We start from the raw sequence: 18,000 nt of genomic DNA, 5'->3' as shown, positions 1-18,000 counted from the left end.
GGCTTAGCCGATGACCATCGGAATGTTTTTGTACAGCTGGATGATGTACTCCATGAACGTCTGCACGATCCACGGACCGCCAATGATCAGGGTCACCAGCATCACCAGCAGACGCGGCAGGAAGCTCAGGGTCTGTTCGTTGATCTGCGTGGCGGCCTGGAACATCGACACCAGCAGGCCGACCAGCAGGCTCGGCACCACCAGGATGGCGACCATCATGGTGGTCAGCCACAGGGCTTCACGAAAGGTATCGACCGCGACTTCCGGGGTCATGGCGAAACACCTCCAAAACTGCTGGCCAGAGTGCCGATGATCAGCGCCCAGCCATCGACCAGCACGAACAGCATGATCTTGAACGGCAGCGAGATGATCAGCGGCGAGAGCATCATCATACCCATGGCCATCAGCACGCTCGCGACAACGAGGTCGATGATCAGGAACGGGATGAAGATCATGAAGCCGATCTGGAACGCGGTTTTAAGCTCGGAGGTGACGAATGCCGGTACCAGAATGGTCAGCGGCGCCTGATCCGGGCTGGCGATGTCGGTGCGCTTGGACAGGCGCATGAACAGCTCCAGATCGCTGGTGCGGGTCTGCGCGAGCATGAAGTCCTTGATCGGCACCTGAGCCTTTTCCACCGCTTGCTGTGCGGTGAGGGTTTCCGCCAGATACGGTTGCAGCGCATCGTTGTTCACCCGGTCGAACACCGGCGCCATGATGAACAGCGTCAGGAACAGCGCCATGCCGGTGAGGATCTGGTTCGACGGCGTCTGTTGCAGGCCGAGGGCCTGACGCAGGATCGAGAAGACGATGATGATCCGCGTGAAACTGGTCATCAGAATGACCGCCGCTGGAATAAAGCTCAGCGCGGTCATGATCAGCAGGATCTGCAGACTGACCGAATATTCCTGCGCGCCATCGGCATTGGTGCCCAGCGTGATCGCCGGGATCGACAACGGATCGGCGGCGAACGCCAGCGGCGCGGCCAGCAACAGCAGCAGCGACAAGACGATGCGGAGCGCACCCATTACTTCGTATCCTTTTGGTCCTTGCCGAGAATTTTCAGCAGATGCTGAGCAAATTCCGGCGTCGCTTTTTCACTGGCGCTGGGGACTTCGACCGGTTCCTTGAGCACATGCAGCGCGGTGATGGTGCCGGGGCTGAGGCCGAGCAGAATCTGCTCGTTGCCGACCTGCACCAGCATCAATCGGTCACGCGGGCCGAGCGCGCGCGAGCCGATCAATTCGATCACCTGGCCCTTGCCTGCCGGCCCCGCCTGTTGCACGCGGCGCAGCAGCCAGGCGAGGAAGAAGATCAAGCCCAGCACCAGCAGCAAACCGAACACCAGTTGCGTCAACTGACCGGCCACGCCGCTGTTGACCATTGGCGCGGTGGCGGCAGGCGTGGCAGTGGTTGCGCTCGGCTCGGCAGCCAGCACGCTCAACGGCCATGCCAGCAGAACCCAGAGAAACCTTTTCACTCAGCGCAGCTTCTTGATGCGTTCGCTTGGGCTGATCACGTCGGTCAGGCGGATGCCGAACTTCTCGTTGACCACTACTACTTCGCCGTGGGCGATCAAGGTGCCGTTGACCAGCACGTCGAGCGGCTCACCGGCCAGACGATCAAGCTCGATCACCGAACCCTGGTTGAGTTGCAGCAGGTTGCGGATGTTGATGTCGGTGCTGCCGACTTCCATGGAAATCGATACCGGAATGTCGAGGATCACGTCCAGGTTCGGCCCGTCGAGGGTCACCGGATCATTGTTCTTCGGCACGCTGCCGAACTCTTCCATCGGCAGACGGTTGGAGCTGGAAGTGCCGGCGTCGGCGGCCAGCAGTGCATCGATGTCAGCCTGGCCGGCATCACCGGTTTCTTCCAGGGCCGCAGCCCATTCATCGGCCAGTGCCTGGTCGTCCTGCGCGTTCATATCGTCGTTCATCATGTGTCCTCGGCGGGCAACAATTCGGTTAAATACGGGGGTGAAAAGCGCCGCCTCAGCGACGCTCGATCGGCTCGATCACCTGCAACGCGAGGTTGCCTTTGTGCGAGCCCATCTTGACCTTGAAGGCCGGCACGCCGTTGGCGCGCATGATCATGTCTTCCGGCATCTCGACCGGGATCACATCGCCCGGTTGCATGTGCAGGATGTCGCGCAACTTCAACTGGCGGCGCGCCACGGTGGCGCCGATCGGCACGTCGACATCGAGCACGTCCTGGCGCAGGGCGTTGACCCAGCGCTCGTCCTGGTCGTCGAGGTCGGACTGGAAACCGGCGTCGAGCATTTCGCGCACCGGCTCGATCATCGAGTACGGCATGGTCACGTGCAGGTCGCCGCCACCGCCATCGAGTTCGATGTGGAAGGTGGAGACCACGATCGCTTCGCTCGGGCCGACGATGTTGGCCATGGCCGGGTTCACTTCCGAGTTGATGTACTCGAAATTGACTTCCATGATCGCCTGCCATGCTTCCTTCAGATCGACGAAGGCCTGCTCGAGCACCATGCGCACCACGCGCAATTCAGTCGGGGTGAATTCCCGCCCTTCGATCTTGGCGTGACGGCCGTCGCCGCCGAAGAAGTTGTCCACCAGCTTGAACACCAGTTTGGCGTCGAGGATGAACAGCGCGGTGCCGCGCAGCGGTTTGATCTTGACCAGGTTGAGGCTGGTCGGCACGTACAGCGAGTGCACGTATTCGCCGAACTTCATCACCTGCACGCCACCGACAGCCACGTCCGCCGAGCGGCGCAGCATGTTGAACATGCTGATGCGGGTGTAGCGGGCGAAACGCTCGTTGATCATTTCCAGCGTCGGCATGCGTCCACGAACGATGCGATCCTGGCTGGTCAGGTCGTAGCTTTTGACACTGCCGGGTTCGGCAGCATTATCGGTCTGTACCAGACCATCATCGACGCCATGCAAGAGCGCATCGATTTCATCCTGGGACAGCAGATCCTGCACGGCCATGTCGTGTTCCTACTGCAGTACGAAATTAGTGAAAAGCAACTGTTCGATGACCACTTTGCCCAGTTCTTTCTGCGCCACTTCCTGGACGCTGGCGGTGGCCTTCTGGCGCAACATCTCTTGCCCGACCGGGGTTGCCAGTGTGGCGAAATCCTGACCGGAGAAGAGCATCACCAGGTTGTTGCGGATAACCGGCATGTGCACTTTGAGCGCGTCCAGATCGGCCTGATTGCGCGCCAGCATGGTGATGCTCACCTGCATGTAGCGCTGACGACCGTTCTGGTTGTAGTTGGCAACGAAGGCCGGCGCCATCGGCTCGAAAATCGCCGCCTGCTTACCGACCGGCGCTGCTTCAGCGGCCTCGGCAGGCTTGCTCTGCGCGCCGTGCATGAAGAACCAGGTCGCCCCGACGGATGCACCAATGGCCACCAGCAACGCCAGCACGATCACGATGATCAGCTTGAGTTTGCCTTTGGTTGCGGGGTCTTTTACTGCTGCAGCTTCGCTCTTCGCCATGCCAATAATCCGTCACTAATCGGGGGTTTCACAGTCGCACGGCAAGGCAAGAGCAAGTGTTATGCCAGAAGTGTCGGAGGTCGAGAACGACGCTAAAGTCAAAGGCACCCTCACCCCAGCCCTCTCCCGGAGGGAGAGGGGGCCGACCGAGATGTAATGGGGCTGGACATCGACCTGCACAACCGAGGTGATTGCAAGTTCAGGGCGGGACGGATTCAGCGATGCTCGTTCAGGTCGGCGTAGTTCTTCAAGATTCCCCAATCGGTCCCCTCTCCCTCTGGGAGAGGGCTAGGGTGAGGGGCTCTTGATTTGCTCAGGCGTAATAGTCGACCGCGCTGCTGCCAATTACGCTGGTGGTCTGCGCCGCCACTTCAGCGACAGTAGCCGGTGCCAATTCCTCATCCGCCGAATCCAGGCGGCCACCAGCAGCGCTGGTCCGGCCACTGTGGCCCTGCTGCGCCTGTTCCTGGCCTTGCTGCCCCTGCCAGCCACGGTTCTGGTCGGCAACGTTGACGTCGACCTGGCCCATGCCCTGCTGGTTGAACATGTCGCGCAGGCGGTGCATCTGGCTGTCGAGCGCTTCACGCACGCTCGGGTGCGCGCTCATGAAGGTGACCTGGGTCTGCTGATCGGGAACCATGTTCACGCGGATATCCAGGCGCCCCAGCTCCGCCGGCTGCAACTGAATGTCGGCGGCCTTCAGATTGACGCTGGAGAGGTACATGACGCGGTTGACCACTTCTTCGGTCCAGCCGCTCTGGTGCATGGCGATCGGCTGATTCACCGGCAGCGCATTGGCGGTTTTCGGCGTAGCGGCCTGGGTCAGGGCCGCCAGACGGTTGGCGAAGTCGTCGACGCGGGTGTCGCTGGTCGCGGTTTTGAGATCTTTGAGTCCATCATCGATCAAACCACTGAAGGCTTTTTCGCCGCCTTGGCTGGTGCTGTCCTTATCGGCCTGCACGTCGAGCATGCTGGCCATACCGGCGGCGAAGTTCTGGGCGGCGGTCAATTCGCCGTCAGCCTGAGCTTGAGCAGGCGTGGCTTTCGGCTGTGCTTGGCTGGACGCGGAAATATGCCCGCCCTGCTCCATCGCCATGCGCACGGCCGGCAGGGAATCGAGCGGGTCGGCTGTCGGATCAAATTCGCTGTCGGTGGCCGCCGGATCTTTGACCATCCCCGACACGACCGCCAATGCAGGCGTTTCGGTTTCCGGCTGGGCTGGCGTGGCGACTGCCGGGGCCTGCACCACAGGCGCTGGCACCAGTGGCTGGACGACTTGCGCCAAGGCCGGATCAAGCGCCGGGTCTACAGGCGCGGCATCGGCCACAGGGGTTTGTACGGTTTCAGCGGTGTCATCGGCAGTCGCTGTCGCGTCGTCGCTCGCAGGCGCTTTGTCAGCAGGCAACGCTTTGCCGCTATCGGCAATTGCTGGCTCGGGCGCGGCAGACTGATCTTTGCCGATATCCTTTTTGCCGCTGCTGTCCGCGACCTTGTCGCGTGCCGGTTTGACTGAGTTATCGGCAGTCACGACAGGCTTGGCCGGCGCCTGATCGGCGAACACTTTAGCGAAGCTTGAGGCCTTGTCCCCGGCGTCTGCGGCCATTGCCGACGATTTGGCCGAGGCGGCTTGCGCCTTGGCCTGAGCGGCGGTCTGAAGAAGAATGTTGGGGGTCGCAGGCATGACACGGTCTCCGCTGCACTGGGATCGTAGGTACAGTTGAGCAAGATGACTGCAAGTGCCGGGCCAGTTTGGCCAGACACTTGCGAAAAGCGCCGGACGGCAGCTTCAGTGGATGTGGGCGTGGTGCTTTTCGCTTTCGTACACCGGGCGTACTTCGGCGAATTCGGAATGGATATCGGCCACTAGTTGAGCAAGCGCTTCCGGACTTTTGTCCTTGGCATTCGACTCAAGATCCTGGCACAACTCGGCCAGTCGAACCGCGCCCATGTTGCTGGCGCTGCCCTTGAAGCTATGGGCTACATCGGAAAGCGCTTTGGCGCTGGTGCTGTCCTGCAACTCGTGCAGGCGGCTTTGCGAATCTGCCAGAAAAGTCTCCAGCAATTCCGTATAGCCGTCCTCCATCACCTCGCGCAAAGTATCGAGGACTTCGCGATCTACATGTGGGTCTGTCACTTGCTCACTCCTTGATCAAGAATGGGCGGATTATGCCTCAATCTCCCAGAAAAACTCCACGCTGGCACTACGACCCTGGTCTGACCAACTGGCGTTGCGCCCCAGTTGCCGGACCAGCCCGATGCCGCGTCCCGACAAGCGGACGTTATCCACGGGCCGTTCCATGACCCGCGCTACATCAAACCCATTGCCGCTGTCCTCGACGCGAATGACCAGTCGCCCGCCCTCGCCTTGCGGCTGGACCTGCAAATGCACGCGCACGAAACCGTCTTGCAGCGCCTCCAGCCGCGCCGCGCGCATTTCATAGTAGCGGGCGAAACCTGCCGCATCGCGTTTGAGGCTCGAGTCCAGCCCAAGCACGCCATGCTCCAGCGCATTGGAATACAACTCGGCGAGCACGCTGTACAGCGCCCCGCTTTGCGCGCGCAAGCCATGCACCTCAAGCAGCAACTGCAAGAGGAACGGCAACGGATTGAAACGCCTGAGCGTGGTGCCGCGAAACTCGAAACTGGCCGACCAGTTCAGCGGGCACGACTGGCCGCTGTCGGAATAAACCGGTGCCGCGCCGTGGGTCTGCGCCGACCCAAGCAGACTGACCTCGACCATGCTCACATCATCACGGGCCTGTCCGCGAAAATCGCGCAGGGCCTGTTCGATATCCTCGAACAGCCGATCCGGCTCGCGGTTCGCCGCAAACACCTGCTGCAAGCGTTCGACGCCGAACAACTGGTCATTGGCATCGCAGGTATCGATCACCCCGTCCGATAACAGAAACACCCGATCATCGACGGCCATCGGATACACATCCGTACGGTCATCGAAGGCTTGCGCGCTGAGAATCCCCAGGGGCAAATGCCGCGCCGGCAACGGCACGCGTTCGCCACTGGCCATGCGGTGCAAGTAACCGTCGGGCATGCCGCCGTTCCACACCTCCACCGAACGGCTCTGGAAACTCAGACTGAGCAGCGTGGCGCAGCAGAACATGTCCACCGGCAGGATGCGCTTGAGCTTGGCGTTCATCTCGCGCAGGGTTTCGGCCAGGCCGTAGCCCTTGGCGGTCATCCCGTAAAACACTTCGGCCAACGGCATCGCCCCGACCGCCGCCGGCAAACCATGCCCGGTGAAATCGCCGAGCATGATGTGCATGTCACCGGCCGGCGTGTACGCCGCCAGCAACAAGTCACCGTTGAACAGCGCGTAAGGCGATTGCAGGTATCGGATGTTCGGCGCACTCAGGCAACCGGAATGCGCGACCTTGTCGAACACCGCTTTGGCCACTCGTTGTTCGTTGAGCAGATAGTCATGATGTTTTGCGATCAGATCGCGCTGCTGCAGGACCGTTGCCTGCAGGCGGCGCAAGCGATCCATCGCCTTGATTTTGGCGGCGAGTATCACTTGGTTGTACGGTTTCGCCAGAAAGTCGTCGCCGCCAGCCTCCAGACACCGAGCCAGCGCTTCACTCTCGGTCAACGAGGTGAGGAAGATGATCGGCACCAGCGCTTCCCCCGCCAGTGCCTTGATCTGCCGCGCCGCTTCGAAGCCGTCTAACACCGGCATCAGCGCGTCCATCAACACCAGATCCGGTTGCTGCCGTGCAAAGGTTGCAACCGCTTCGGCACCGTTGGCCGCTGTCAGCACCTGATGACCCTGACGGCGGACGATGGTCGACAGCAGCAGCCGGTCGGCGGCGCTGTCTTCGGCTATAAGAATGATCAGCGGCTCTTGCGCCTGCATGGGCGTCAACTGATATCGAAGAGTTTGTCGAAGTTGGAAATCGCGAGGATTTTCTTCACATCGGAACTGCTGTTGACGACGCGGATATCCGACTCGTCGCCGCCGGCGTGATCACGCAGCAGAAGCAGCATGCCCAGCGCGGAGCTGTCGAGATAAGTGGCCTCTTTGAGGTCGACCACGATGGATTCTGGTTTGTGTGAGAGCCGTTCATACGACTCGCGAAATTCCTGATGGCGACCGAAATCGAACCGGCCTTTGACCGAGATCGTGAGCTTTTTCTGGTCTGGAGAAATTTCTGTAACGACTGACATTGACTGGCTTCCTTGTCATTGACGAACCTGTACAAGGTGTAGCACCTGGATAGGGTTGGGGCAAGGCTGGAAAAGCAGATCAAAAGATCGCGGCCTTCGGCAGCTCCTACATTTGAAAATGCATTCCCCTGTAGGAGCTGCCGAAGGCTGCGATTTTTTGATCTTTAAAAAGCATCACGCCGTGGCAAGCGCTGCGACAGTTCATCCAGCAGCTTCTGCTCGCGCTTGTCTTCGAGGCGTTGCGCTTCATCACGATAGCGCTGCACCAGTTTGCGCAAACCCTCGACGCGGGCAAACGCCTGTTGCCATTCCTCACGCGCCTTGTCGAGCTTGTTCTGGTGCCAGACCAGACTCTGCCGTTGTTGATCGACAGCGGTGTCGAGTTGCGCCAGAAACCCCTGAAAACCCAGCAGCCACTGCCCGCTCACGCCGGTGCTGCCGCGCACGATCCACTGCTGCGAGTAATCCAGACGAAAGGCATTGAGGTCGGCCAGTTTGCTTTCGGCAACTTTGACCTGGCCCTGAAAGTAGGCGAGGCGCTGCACGGCGGCTTTCTCGGCCTTTTCGGCCATGTCCACCACCGGTGCCAGGCGCGCGGCGCGGCTGACGGCCATGGCCGGTTACCCGCCCGCCGCAGGGGCGAACAGGGTTTCCAGATAGGCCTGGCTTTCACCCAGATTGATTTTGTCGTTGAGGCCCTGGCGCTGATACCTGACCAGTTGCGGTTGCAGGGAAATCGCCAGATCGGTCTCGCGATCGCCGCCGGCCACGTAGGCGCCGACGCTGATCAGATCGCGACTCTGCTGATAGCGCGACCACAACTGCTTGAAGTACTGCGCACGCTGCATGTGATCCGGCGAAACCACCGCCGGCATGACCCGGCTGATCGAGGCTTCGATGTCGATCGCCGGATAGTGGCCTTCCTCGGCCAAGCGTCGTGACAGGACGATATGGCCGTCGAGCACACCCCGCGCCGAGTCGGCAATCGGGTCCTGCTGGTCATCGCCTTCGGACAGCACGGTGTAGAACGCCGTGATCGAGCCACCGCCCTTCTCCGCATTACCGGCGCGCTCCACCAGTTTCGGCAGTTTGGCGAACACCGATGGCGGATAGCCCTTGGTCGCTGGCGGTTCGCCGATGGCCAGAGCGATTTCCCGCTGTGCCTGGGCGAAACGGGTCAGCGAGTCCATCAGCAGCAGAACGTTCTTGCCCTTGTCGCGGAAATATTCGGCGATGCGCGTGCAATACATTGCCGCGCGCATACGCATCAGCGGTGCATCGTCCGCCGGCGATGCAACCACTACCGAACGCTTGAGGCCTTCTTCACCGAGGATGTGCTCGATGAATTCCTTAACTTCGCGACCACGCTCACCGATCAGACCAACGACGATGATGTCGGCCTCGGTGAAGCGGGTCATCATGCCCAACAGCACCGATTTACCGACACCCGTACCGGCAAACAGACCCAGACGCTGGCCACGGCCGACCGTCAGCAAACCGTTGATGCAACGGATGCCGACGTCGAGCGGTACGCTGATCGGGTCACGGTTGAGCGGGTTGATTGTCGGGCCATCCATCGGTACCCAGTCTTCGGCCTTCATGCCGCCCTTGCCGTCCAGCGCGCGGCCGGCGCCGTCAAGAACCCGACCGAGCATGCTCATGCCCATCGGCAAACGACCGGTATCGGCCAGGGGCACCACGCGGGCGCCCGGGGCGATGCCGGCGACGCTGCCGACCGGCATCAGAAAGACTTTGCTGCCGGAAAAACCCATGACTTCCGCTTCCACCTGGGACGGGTGGTAGCTGTCGTCATTGATCACCATGCAACGGGTGCCCATGGCGGCGCGCAAGCCTTCGGCTTCGAGGGTCAGGCCGACCATGCGCAGCAGCCGACCTTCAAGGATCGGCGCGCCGGCAATCTCGGTGGCCTCGGCGTAGGTGCTCAGGCGCTTGGCGAAGCTGGTGCGTTCAAGGCGCATCGCTGGCGTCCGCGCGCGGCTCGTCAGAGTCGACAGCCGCTGGGGTGTCTTCGGGAATGTCCAGACTCAAGTCAGGCGCCGCCGGATGCAAGGCCTGCTCGTGCAACTGATCGAACAGCTTGGCCATGACCTGGGTCACCCGCGATTCGACGCTGGCGTCGATGCGGCTGTGTTCGGTTTCAACCCGGCAACCGCCCGGCAACAGCGACTCGTCTTCAACGATGCGCCAGGTTTCTTCGTGGCGTTCGCGCAGGGCTTTGACCTGGGCGAAATCCTGCGGATTGACGTACAGGCGCACGTTTTCCACGCCCAGCGGCAGCAGCTTGAGGGCATCGCGCATGACGTGTTCGATCTGCGTCGAATCGATGGCCAGTTCGCGCTTGATCACCTGTTTGGTGATGTGTTGCACGAGATCGACCAGCGACTTTTCAATCTGAGTGTCTTGCTCGGCGATCGGTTCGAACAGGTTGGCCATCAACAGCTCAAGGCTGGCGATTTTCGCCGCCAGCGCCGTTTCGGCTTCCTGACGCACCTTCAGCGTGGTGCTGTGAAAACCTTCCTTTTCGCCAATGGCAAAGCCCTCGTTGTAAGCCTCCTGACGGATGCTTTCGAGTTCTTCCAGGGTCAGTGGCTGGACTTCTTCCAGCGGCACTTCTTCCATTTCCGGCGGTTCGGGCTCCGGCTCAGGCTCGGGTTCCGGTTTCGGCGGATCGAAGCTGGGCAGCGCCCAGGATTCGAAACCACGAACATCGCGGGCGCGGATCAGATCCGTCACAGACTCGTCAGGCTTATCCATGGGCTTAGATCATTTCCTCGCCGCCCTTGCCACCGAGCACGATCTCGCCGGCTTCGGCCATACGACGGGCAATGGTGAGGATTTCCTTCTGTGCGGTTTCGACGTCGCTGACGCGCACCGGGCCTTTCGCCTCGAGGTCGTCGCGCAACAGTTCGGCAGCACGCTTGGACATGTTCTTGAAGATCTTTTCCTTGACGCCTTCGTCCGAACCCTTGAGGGCCAGCACCAGCACATCGGAAGAGACTTCGCGCAACAGTGCCTGGATGCCACGGTCGTCGACGTCGGCAAGGTTGTTGAAGACGAACATGAGGTCTTCGATCTGACCGGACAGGTCTTCGTCGACTTCGCGGATCGAGTCCATGAGCTGGCCTTCGATCGAGCTGTCGAGGAAGTTCATGATGTCGGCCGCACGCTTGATGCCACCCAAGGTGGTGCGCGAGGCGTTCGAGTTGCCGGAGAACTGTTTCTCGAGAATCTGGTTGAGTTCTTTCAAGGCGGCCGGTTGCACGGTGTTCAGCGACGAAACGCGCAGGATGATGTCCAGACGCACTTTATGGTCGAAGTTGCCGAGCACTTCACCGGCCTGATCCGGATCGAGGTACGCAACCACGATCGCCTGGATCTGCGGGTGTTCGTAACGGATGACGTCAGCGACTGCGCGCGGCTCCATCCATTTCAGGCTGTCGAGGCCGCTGGTGTTGCCACCGAGCAGGATGCGGTCGATCAGGCCGTTGGCCTTGTCTTCGCCCAGGGCCTGGGTGAGCATCTTGCGCACGTAGTCGTCGGAACCGACGCCGAGGCTGGTCTGATCGCCGACGATGTCGACGAACTCGCTCATCACCTGCTCGACCTGTTCGCGATGGACGTTGCCCATCTGCGCCATGGCCACGCCGACGCGCTGAACCTCTTTGGGACCCATATGGCGCAGCACTTGCGCAGCATCGGTCGAACCGAGGGACAGCAGCAGAATCGCGGCTTTGTCGACCTTGGTCAATTTGACGGCGGCGGCTCGGTTATCACTCATCTGCGTTAATCCACTCTTTTACGACCTGAGCCACGCGCCCCGGGTCTTCAGCTACCAGACTCTTGATTGCATTCAACTGCGCGTCATAACCCTCGCTCGGGCTTGGCAACAGAATGCTCTGCGGACCACCGAGGCTCACGCGGTCGTTGGCCAGTTCGCCGTCCAGGCCGCCCATTCCACCGAGTTCCACGTCGCTGCCCAGACCGGCCAGCTCCTTGCCTTTGCCACCGCCGGTGATGTTGTTGAGCACCGGACGCAGCACACCAAACACCAGCACCAGGATGAACAGCACACCCAGCACTTGTTTGACGATGTCCCAGAACCATGGCTGGGAGTAGAACGGAATATCTGCAATCACTTCGCCACGCTCGGCGGAGAACGGCATGTTGATCACGCTGACGCTGTCACCACGGCTGGCGTCGAAACCGACGGCGTCCTGCACCAGACGGGTGAAGCGCGCCAATTCGTCGGCGCTCCACGGCGCACGGCTGGTTTCACCGTTGGCCGGGTTGATCTTGACCTGATCGTCGACCACCACCGACACCGACAGGCGATTGAGACGGCCCTGCTGCTGCTTGGTGTGGCTGATCGAACGGTCGAGCTCGAAGTTCTTGGTCGATTGTTGACGCTTGTCGGCCGGGTACGGCGCGAGCATCGGCTGGCCGGTGGCCGGGTCCATGATCTGCTGACCGTTGGCGTCAACCAGTGGCTGACCCGGCTGGATCATCCCGGCCGGTGCGGCGGTGCCACCGGTGGTCTGCGGCGCCGAGGCAGGCGACGGCGGCTGGTTGCTCAAAGCACCCGGCACACCTTGCGGGCCATTGCTGGCGGTGCGTTGTTCGTTGACCGACTGCTCGCTGCGCAACGCCGGTTGGTCCGGGTTGAACTGCTCGGCAGTCGATTCGACGGCACTGAAATCGACGTCGGCCGAAACTTCAGCCTTGTAGCGATCATTGCCCAGTACCGGTTGCAGAATGTTGTGCACGCGCTGGGTGAGCATGCTTTCCATGCGGCGGCTGTAATCGAACTGCTTGCCGGCCATGGTCATTTCAGAATTTTCCGCCTGATCGGAGAGCAGGTTGCCCTTCTGATCGACGACGGTGATCTGCGATTTGCTCAACTCTGGCACGGAAGTCGCCACCAGGTTGATGATCGCCACCACCTGACCCGGCTCCAGCGAACGCCCGCTATACAGCTCGACCAGTACCGAAGCGCTTGGCTTGCGCTCGTCACGGACAAACACCGAACTCTTCGGAATCGCCAGGTGCACGCGGGCACCCTTGACGTTGTTCAGGCTGGAGATGGTCCGCGCCAGTTCGCCTTCGAGGCCGCGACGATAACGGGTCGCTTCCATGAACTGGCTGGTGCCCAGACCCTGTTCCTTGTCGAGGATTTCGAAACCGATGTTGCCGTCGCTGGGAGTGACACCAGCGGCAGCGAGTTTCATCCGCGCACGGGACAGGTCGTCGGCCTTGACCAGCAAGGCACCGGAATTGGGTTCGACGTTGTAAGGAATGTCAGCGGCGGCCAGGGTTTCCATGACCTGCTTGGCGTCCATGCCGGCAAGGCTGCCGTACAGTGGACGGTAATCCGGCTGCTGCGACCACAGCACCACGGCAAAGCCAATCGCCACGCTCGCAGCCAGACCGACCAACAGGCCGACCTGACGCAGCACGGTCATCTGGGAAAGGTTTTCCAGAAAGGACAGGCCGAACAGCGGCGGTTTGCCGTCGATCGGGGTGGCCTTGGCCGGAACGTTATCAGCGACTGCTTCTGCCATGACTTATTTCGCCCTTAAACCGGCATCTGCATGATGTCTTGGTAAGCCTGGACCAGCTTGTTGCGCACCTGGGTCAGAGCCTGGAACGACACGCTGGCTTTTTGCGACGCAATCATGACGTCAGTCAGGTCGACACCGCTCTTGCCGATCTCGAACGCGTTGGCCAGTTGAGTCGACGCCTGCTGGGTATCGCTGACTTTATTGATCGCCTGACCGAGCATGTCGGAAAAGCTGCTGCCCGCGATTTCAGGGACAGCGGCAGTCGATTTACGCGCAGACATGGCATCCACTTTCATGGCCTGCATGTCCATCATCAACCGATTAAATTCAATACCTTGGCTCATGGTCTACTCTCTTGGGCGGCCCGCAATTTTTTGACACTCACTCGGCGGGTACACAGGTATTAGCAACAAGGGTGCCAGCTCATGGGCACCCTTCTGAGAAAAGCATCTGGACTGTTTTGCAGCGTCGATCAGGTGGCGAACAGATAGCCTTCGACGTCCATCCCGGCATCGCGCATTTGCGCCAGTTTGTAGCGCAGGGTGCGCGGGCTGATGCCGAGCTTTTCGGCAGCTTCCTTGCGTCGGCCACGCTCGGCGCGCAGGGTGTCGATGATCATCTGAAACTCCCGGCGGCGCAGGTCATCGCCCAGGGCACCGGAAGAATCCGCCTCGATTTCCACCTCGCGGATTACTGGCGCAGCGACCGCCAATGGCGCAAAAGTCACCGCACCGCTCAGGCAAAAATCCTGCGGCTGGATCAAGCCGCCCTGCTGCAGGATCAACGCACGCTGAATGGCGTTGTCCAGTTCACGCACATTGCCCGGCCACGGGTACGCGGTCAGGCAGGCTTGCGCTTCGGGTGATAGCTTCGCTGCGGCGTGCTTCATTTTATTGACGTGTTTGGCCAACAACTTTTCCGCCAGCGGCAGGATATCGGCAGTGCGTTCGCGAAGTGGACGCCAGGCCAGAGGGAAAACCGACAAGCGGTAAAACAGATCTTCGCGAAAACGCCCCGCCGCCACTTCGCCGGCCAGATCACGGTTGGTCGTGGCGACCACGCGAATGTCCAGGCTGATCGGCTTGCGCGCACCTACTCGCTCCACTTCACGTTCTTGCAAAACGCGCAGGAGCTTGGCTTGCAGGCCCAAGGGCATTTCGGAAATTTCGTCGAGCAGAATGGTGCCACCGTCCGCCTGCTCGAACTTGCCGGCCTGCGAGGCGATAGCGCCAGTGAACGAACCTTTCTCATGGCCGAACAGTGTCGCTTCAAGCATGTTGTCAGGGATCGCCGCGCAGTTGATTGCGATAAACGGCTGGCTCGCCCGCCGCGATTGCTGGTGGATATAGCGTGCCAGCACTTCTTTACCGGTGCCGGACTCGCCGGAGATCAACACAGTCGAGTCACTGCGTGCGACCCGTGCGGCCAATTCAAGCAACTGCGCACTGGCCGGTTCAACAGCGACCGGACCGTCCGCCTCGCCAGCGTCAATGCTGCCCAGCGCATGTCGCGCGACCAGATCGAGCAGCGCTTTGGGCTCGAACGGCTTGACCAGATAATCCGCCGCACCCTGGCGCATCGCATCGACCGCACGCTCGACTGCGCCGTGGGCGGTCATCAGCAGCACCGGCAATTGCGGTTGGCGTGCGCGCAGCAACGCGAGCAACTGGTGGCCGTCCATACCCGGCATATTGACGTCGCTGACCACCAGGCTGAAGGCTTGCTGCGCGACCGCCGTGAGTGCTTCTTCGGCGCTGCCGACGGCGTGATAGTCGTGGCCGGCGAGCAGCAGCGTATCGGCCAGCGCTTCGCGCAACGAACGGTCATCCTCGACCAGCAACACCTTGATGCCCATGACGTTTATTCAACTCCCTGTGCAGCGGAAAACAGTGGCAGGCTGACCTGCGCGCAGGTGCCGCGCCCGACTCGCGAACGCAGGGTCAATTCTCCCTGATGCGCCCGGGCCACCGCTTTGACCACGGTCAGGCCGAGGCCGGTACCGGTGACTTTGGTAGTAAAAAAAGGCTCGCCGAGGCGCGCCAAAACTGTCGGCTCAATGCCGCTGCCGCTGTCGCTGACACACAGATGCAGGGTGTTGCCTCTGGTGTAGCAATGCACTTTCAGGCGCGCTTTGCCGGCGCTGGCCTGAATGGCGTTTTCAATCAGATTCAGTAATGCCCCGACCAGAGTGTCGCGGTTGCACAGCAGCTCACCGGCATGGCTGTCGCACTGCCAGCGGATCGGCAGATCCTGCACGTGGGTCAGCGCCGCTGCCTGCAGCGATTGCATCAAGGCACTGGGCGTGAGGCGGTCGGTCAGCGGCAGCTCGCCACGGGCGAACACCAGCATGTCGCGGACTTGATGTTCCAGTTCGTGCAGACGCTCTTTCAGGCGTCCGGCAAAACGCTGCTGGGTTTCCACTGGCAGTTGCTGTTCAGTCAAATGACTGGCGTAAAGCAAAGCGGCGGACAACGGCGTGCGAATCTGATGCGCCAGCGACGCGACCATGCGCCCCAGCGAAGACAAGCGCTCGTGCCGTGCCAGTTGATCTTGCAGATGACGGGTTTCCGTCAAGTCGTTGAGCAGCACCAACTGCCCCGGCTCGGCATCCAGCGAGCGGGTGGAAATCGACAGGCGTCGACCGTTTTTCAAGGAGATTTCGTGACCGTCGTCTTCACGGGGAGCGAAGCAGCGTGCGATCACATGGCGCCAGAGCTCGCCCTCTAGAGGCGAGCCGAGCAAGTCGATGGCGGCCGGATTGGCTTCGCGTACCAGGCCGTGACCGTCAATGACGATGACGCCGCCGGGCAACAAGTCGAGGAGGTTTTGCAGGCGATTGGCCAGGCGTTCTTTTTCCGCCAGTTCCTGCATGCGCTGGGCACTGACAACCGCCAGTTCACCCTTGAGTTCGGTGACCCGCGCTTCGAGCAGGCTGTAGGAATCGGTCAGCTGGCTCGACATCTGGTTGAACAGCTGGAAGGCCTGCTCAAGTCCCTGACGACTTGCCTGCTCTACGGACGAGGGTTGCCCCACGATATTGGAGGCAGAAGAGATCTGGGCGGCTTGGGGCATTGGGCTCTCTCGCTTGGCTGACCGTCAGTGAAACGGAACGTTGCGAGGGCTATAGCAATACCCGTGCCTAAAAAAAAACCGCCTATAAATTAAGCGCTTGAAAAACAGGCGTCAATCATCCGCCTGTTCGTCTCCTCCGGCCCGGCTCATGCCGTACTTGCGCATCTTCTCGACCAAGGTCGTGCGACGGATGCGCAGACGTTCAGCGGCGCGGGCAACAATGCCATTGGCATCGTCCAGCGCTTGCTGAATGAGGCCCTGCTCCAGACCACCGAGGTAGTCCTTGAGGTCGAGGCCTTCCGGCGGCAGCAGTGCACTGGCGCTGAAGTCAGGCGTATGGCCGTTGATCGCCACGCGCTCTTCCAGATCGCTGCGCAGGCTGTCGACCATCTGCTCGTCTTCGTCGTCGACGTAGCGGAATTTCTTCGGCAACTCGACCACGCCGATCACCCCGTACGGGTGCATGATCGCCATGCGCTCGACCAGGTTGGCGAGCTCGCGGACGTTGCCCGGCCAGCCGTGACGGCACAGCGACATGATCGCCGCCGAGTTGAAACGGATCGAACCGCGCTTCTCGTGCTCCATGCGCGAGATCAGTTCGTTCATCAACAACGGGATGTCTTCGACGCGCTCCCGCAGCGGCGCCATCTCGATCGGGAACACGTTCAGGCGATAGTAGAGGTCTTCGCGGAACGAGCCGATCTCGATCATGCTTTCGAGATTCTTGTGCGTTGCGGCAATGATGCGCACGTCGACGCTCTGGGTCTTGTTGCTGCCCACGCGTTCGAAGGTGCGCTCTTGCAACACGCGCAGCAGCTTGACCTGCATCGGCAGCGGCATATCGCCGATTTCGTCGAGGAACAGCGTGCCGCCGTTGGCCAGCTCAAAGCGCCCTGCACGGCTGGTGATCGCACCAGTGAAAGCGCCCTTCTCGTGGCCGAACAGTTCGCTTTCCAGCAACTCGGCCGGAATAGCTCCGCAATTGACCGGCACGAACGGCGCGTCGCGGCGCTTGGAGTGATAATGCAGGTTGCGCGCGACCACTTCCTTGCCGGTGCCGGACTCGCCAAGGATCAGCACGCTGGCGTCGGTGTCGGCAACCTGCTGCATCATCTGCCGCACGTGCTGAATCGCACGGCTGGTGCCGACGAGGCTGCGGAACAGATTGGGTTCGCGATGACGGCCGCGCTCGCGAGCCTGGTCGTACATTTCGCGATAGACCTGGGCGCGGTGCAGCGAATCGAGCAATTTGCTGTAGCTGGGGGGCATTTCCAGGGTCGACAGCACCCGGCGACGCTGGTCTTCAGGCAGGTCAACGGAAGAATTATCGCCCATTAACAAAACCGGAAGGAACTCATCCCAGGTTGCGAGTGTCTTTAGCAAGCCCAAAAGCGCGCCAGGAGCATTGACGGTCCCGATCAGTACGCAAATGACCTCACGACTAGACGACAAAGAGCCGACAGCCTGCTGCCAGTCATGGCTGCCGCAGGGTAAATTTTCTTCGCCAAGAAAATTCAGAATCACCGCCAGGTCGCGGCGGCGGACGCTATCGTCATCGATCAGCAGAATTTTGGTTTCACGCCACATGCAATAGCAACTTCCCTAGTCAACTCAATGCCCGAAAAATGGGGCAAGCGAGACGCTTGCAGGACACCTTGTGCCTGTAGACGCCCTAAACCTGATAATAGCCACTA

At 61.0% G+C, this 18,000-nt stretch carries 19 protein-coding genes; all 19 read right to left on the bottom strand.

Annotation, left to right across the window (positions count from 1 at the left end; translation table 11 throughout):
- Positions 1 to 3: 3 nt before the first annotated feature.
- Positions 4 to 273, bottom strand: coding sequence for a flagellar biosynthesis protein FliQ (gene fliQ, locus PS14A_RS06840; RefSeq protein WP_212615587.1), 270 nt, complete (start codon positions 271 to 273; stop codon positions 4 to 6).
- Positions 270 to 1,028, bottom strand: a complete 759-nt coding sequence (gene fliP / locus PS14A_RS06835) for a flagellar type III secretion system pore protein FliP (protein ID WP_212615586.1) — start codon at positions 1,026 to 1,028, stop codon at positions 270 to 272. Before fliP ends, fliQ begins: the two co-directional genes overlap by 4 nt.
- Positions 1,028 to 1,480 (bottom strand): flagellar biosynthetic protein FliO, encoded by a 453-nt coding sequence (gene fliO, locus PS14A_RS06830; protein WP_212615585.1) that lies wholly within the window; start codon positions 1,478 to 1,480, stop codon positions 1,028 to 1,030. The genes fliP and fliO overlap by 1 nt, the downstream gene beginning before the upstream one ends.
- The gene (fliN, locus tag PS14A_RS06825) at positions 1,481 to 1,942 is read right to left on the bottom strand and encodes a flagellar motor switch protein FliN (protein ID WP_162999812.1); all 462 of its coding nucleotides are present in this window, start codon (positions 1,940 to 1,942) and stop codon (positions 1,481 to 1,483) included. It abuts the gene before it with no gap.
- 52 nt (positions 1,943 to 1,994) lie between these two features.
- Entirely contained in the window at positions 1,995 to 2,963 is a 969-nt protein-coding gene (gene fliM, locus PS14A_RS06820) for a flagellar motor switch protein FliM (RefSeq protein ID WP_003222890.1), read from the bottom strand.
- A 9-nt stretch (positions 2,964 to 2,972) separates the two neighbouring features.
- Positions 2,973 to 3,476, bottom strand: a complete 504-nt coding sequence (gene fliL / locus PS14A_RS06815) for a flagellar basal body-associated protein FliL (RefSeq protein WP_016771071.1) — start codon at positions 3,474 to 3,476, stop codon at positions 2,973 to 2,975.
- 313 nt (positions 3,477 to 3,789) lie between these two features.
- Positions 3,790 to 5,157, bottom strand: a complete 1,368-nt coding sequence (locus PS14A_RS06810; protein ID WP_212615584.1) for a flagellar hook-length control protein FliK — start codon at positions 5,155 to 5,157, stop codon at positions 3,790 to 3,792.
- 105 nt (positions 5,158 to 5,262) lie between these two features.
- A complete protein-coding gene (locus PS14A_RS06805; RefSeq protein WP_016771073.1) occupies positions 5,263 to 5,610 on the bottom strand; it encodes an Hpt domain-containing protein in 348 nt (115 codons plus the stop codon).
- Between the two features lie 30 nt (positions 5,611 to 5,640).
- On the bottom strand, positions 5,641 to 7,344 hold the full coding sequence (locus PS14A_RS06800) for a fused response regulator/phosphatase (protein ID WP_249121169.1): 1,704 nt from the start codon (positions 7,342 to 7,344) through the stop codon (positions 5,641 to 5,643).
- A gap of 5 nt (positions 7,345 to 7,349) precedes the next feature.
- A complete protein-coding gene (locus PS14A_RS06795) occupies positions 7,350 to 7,655 on the bottom strand; it encodes an STAS domain-containing protein (protein ID WP_212615582.1) in 306 nt (101 codons plus the stop codon).
- A 164-nt stretch (positions 7,656 to 7,819) separates the two neighbouring features.
- A complete protein-coding gene (gene fliJ, locus PS14A_RS06790) occupies positions 7,820 to 8,269 on the bottom strand; it encodes a flagellar export protein FliJ (RefSeq protein WP_137216033.1) in 450 nt (149 codons plus the stop codon).
- A gap of 6 nt (positions 8,270 to 8,275) precedes the next feature.
- Positions 8,276 to 9,634, bottom strand: a complete 1,359-nt coding sequence (gene fliI, locus PS14A_RS06785) for a flagellar protein export ATPase FliI (RefSeq protein WP_016771077.1) — start codon at positions 9,632 to 9,634, stop codon at positions 8,276 to 8,278.
- Entirely contained in the window at positions 9,624 to 10,430 is an 807-nt protein-coding gene (fliH, locus tag PS14A_RS06780) for a flagellar assembly protein FliH (RefSeq protein WP_041479018.1), read from the bottom strand. The genes fliI and fliH overlap by 11 nt, the downstream gene beginning before the upstream one ends.
- A 4-nt stretch (positions 10,431 to 10,434) precedes the next feature.
- Positions 10,435 to 11,454: a flagellar motor switch protein FliG gene (gene fliG, locus PS14A_RS06775; protein WP_039761172.1), complete on the bottom strand. Its 1,020-nt coding sequence runs from the start codon at positions 11,452 to 11,454 to the stop codon at positions 10,435 to 10,437.
- Positions 11,447 to 13,234 (bottom strand): flagellar basal-body MS-ring/collar protein FliF, encoded by a 1,788-nt coding sequence (gene fliF / locus PS14A_RS06770; protein WP_041479017.1) that lies wholly within the window; start codon positions 13,232 to 13,234, stop codon positions 11,447 to 11,449. Before fliF ends, fliG begins: the two co-directional genes overlap by 8 nt.
- A gap of 14 nt (positions 13,235 to 13,248) precedes the next feature.
- A complete protein-coding gene (fliE, locus tag PS14A_RS06765) occupies positions 13,249 to 13,578 on the bottom strand; it encodes a flagellar hook-basal body complex protein FliE (RefSeq protein WP_016771081.1) in 330 nt (109 codons plus the stop codon).
- Between the two features lie 128 nt (positions 13,579 to 13,706).
- Positions 13,707 to 15,089: a sigma-54 dependent transcriptional regulator gene (locus PS14A_RS06760; RefSeq protein WP_130910455.1), complete on the bottom strand. Its 1,383-nt coding sequence runs from the start codon at positions 15,087 to 15,089 to the stop codon at positions 13,707 to 13,709.
- A 5-nt stretch (positions 15,090 to 15,094) separates the two neighbouring features.
- Entirely contained in the window at positions 15,095 to 16,306 is a 1,212-nt protein-coding gene (locus PS14A_RS06755; RefSeq protein WP_130910456.1) for an ATP-binding protein, read from the bottom strand.
- Between the two features lie 111 nt (positions 16,307 to 16,417).
- A complete protein-coding gene (locus PS14A_RS06750) occupies positions 16,418 to 17,893 on the bottom strand; it encodes a sigma-54 dependent transcriptional regulator (protein ID WP_016771084.1) in 1,476 nt (491 codons plus the stop codon).
- Positions 17,894 to 18,000 lie beyond the last annotated feature (107 nt).

The organism is Pseudomonas sp. 14A, assembly GCF_018132745.1.
Taxonomy (GTDB): domain Bacteria; phylum Pseudomonadota; class Gammaproteobacteria; order Pseudomonadales; family Pseudomonadaceae; genus Aquipseudomonas; species Aquipseudomonas mercuritolerans.
Note: the sequence above shows the minus strand (reverse complement) of the source record. Positions and strands in the feature narration are given on the sequence as shown.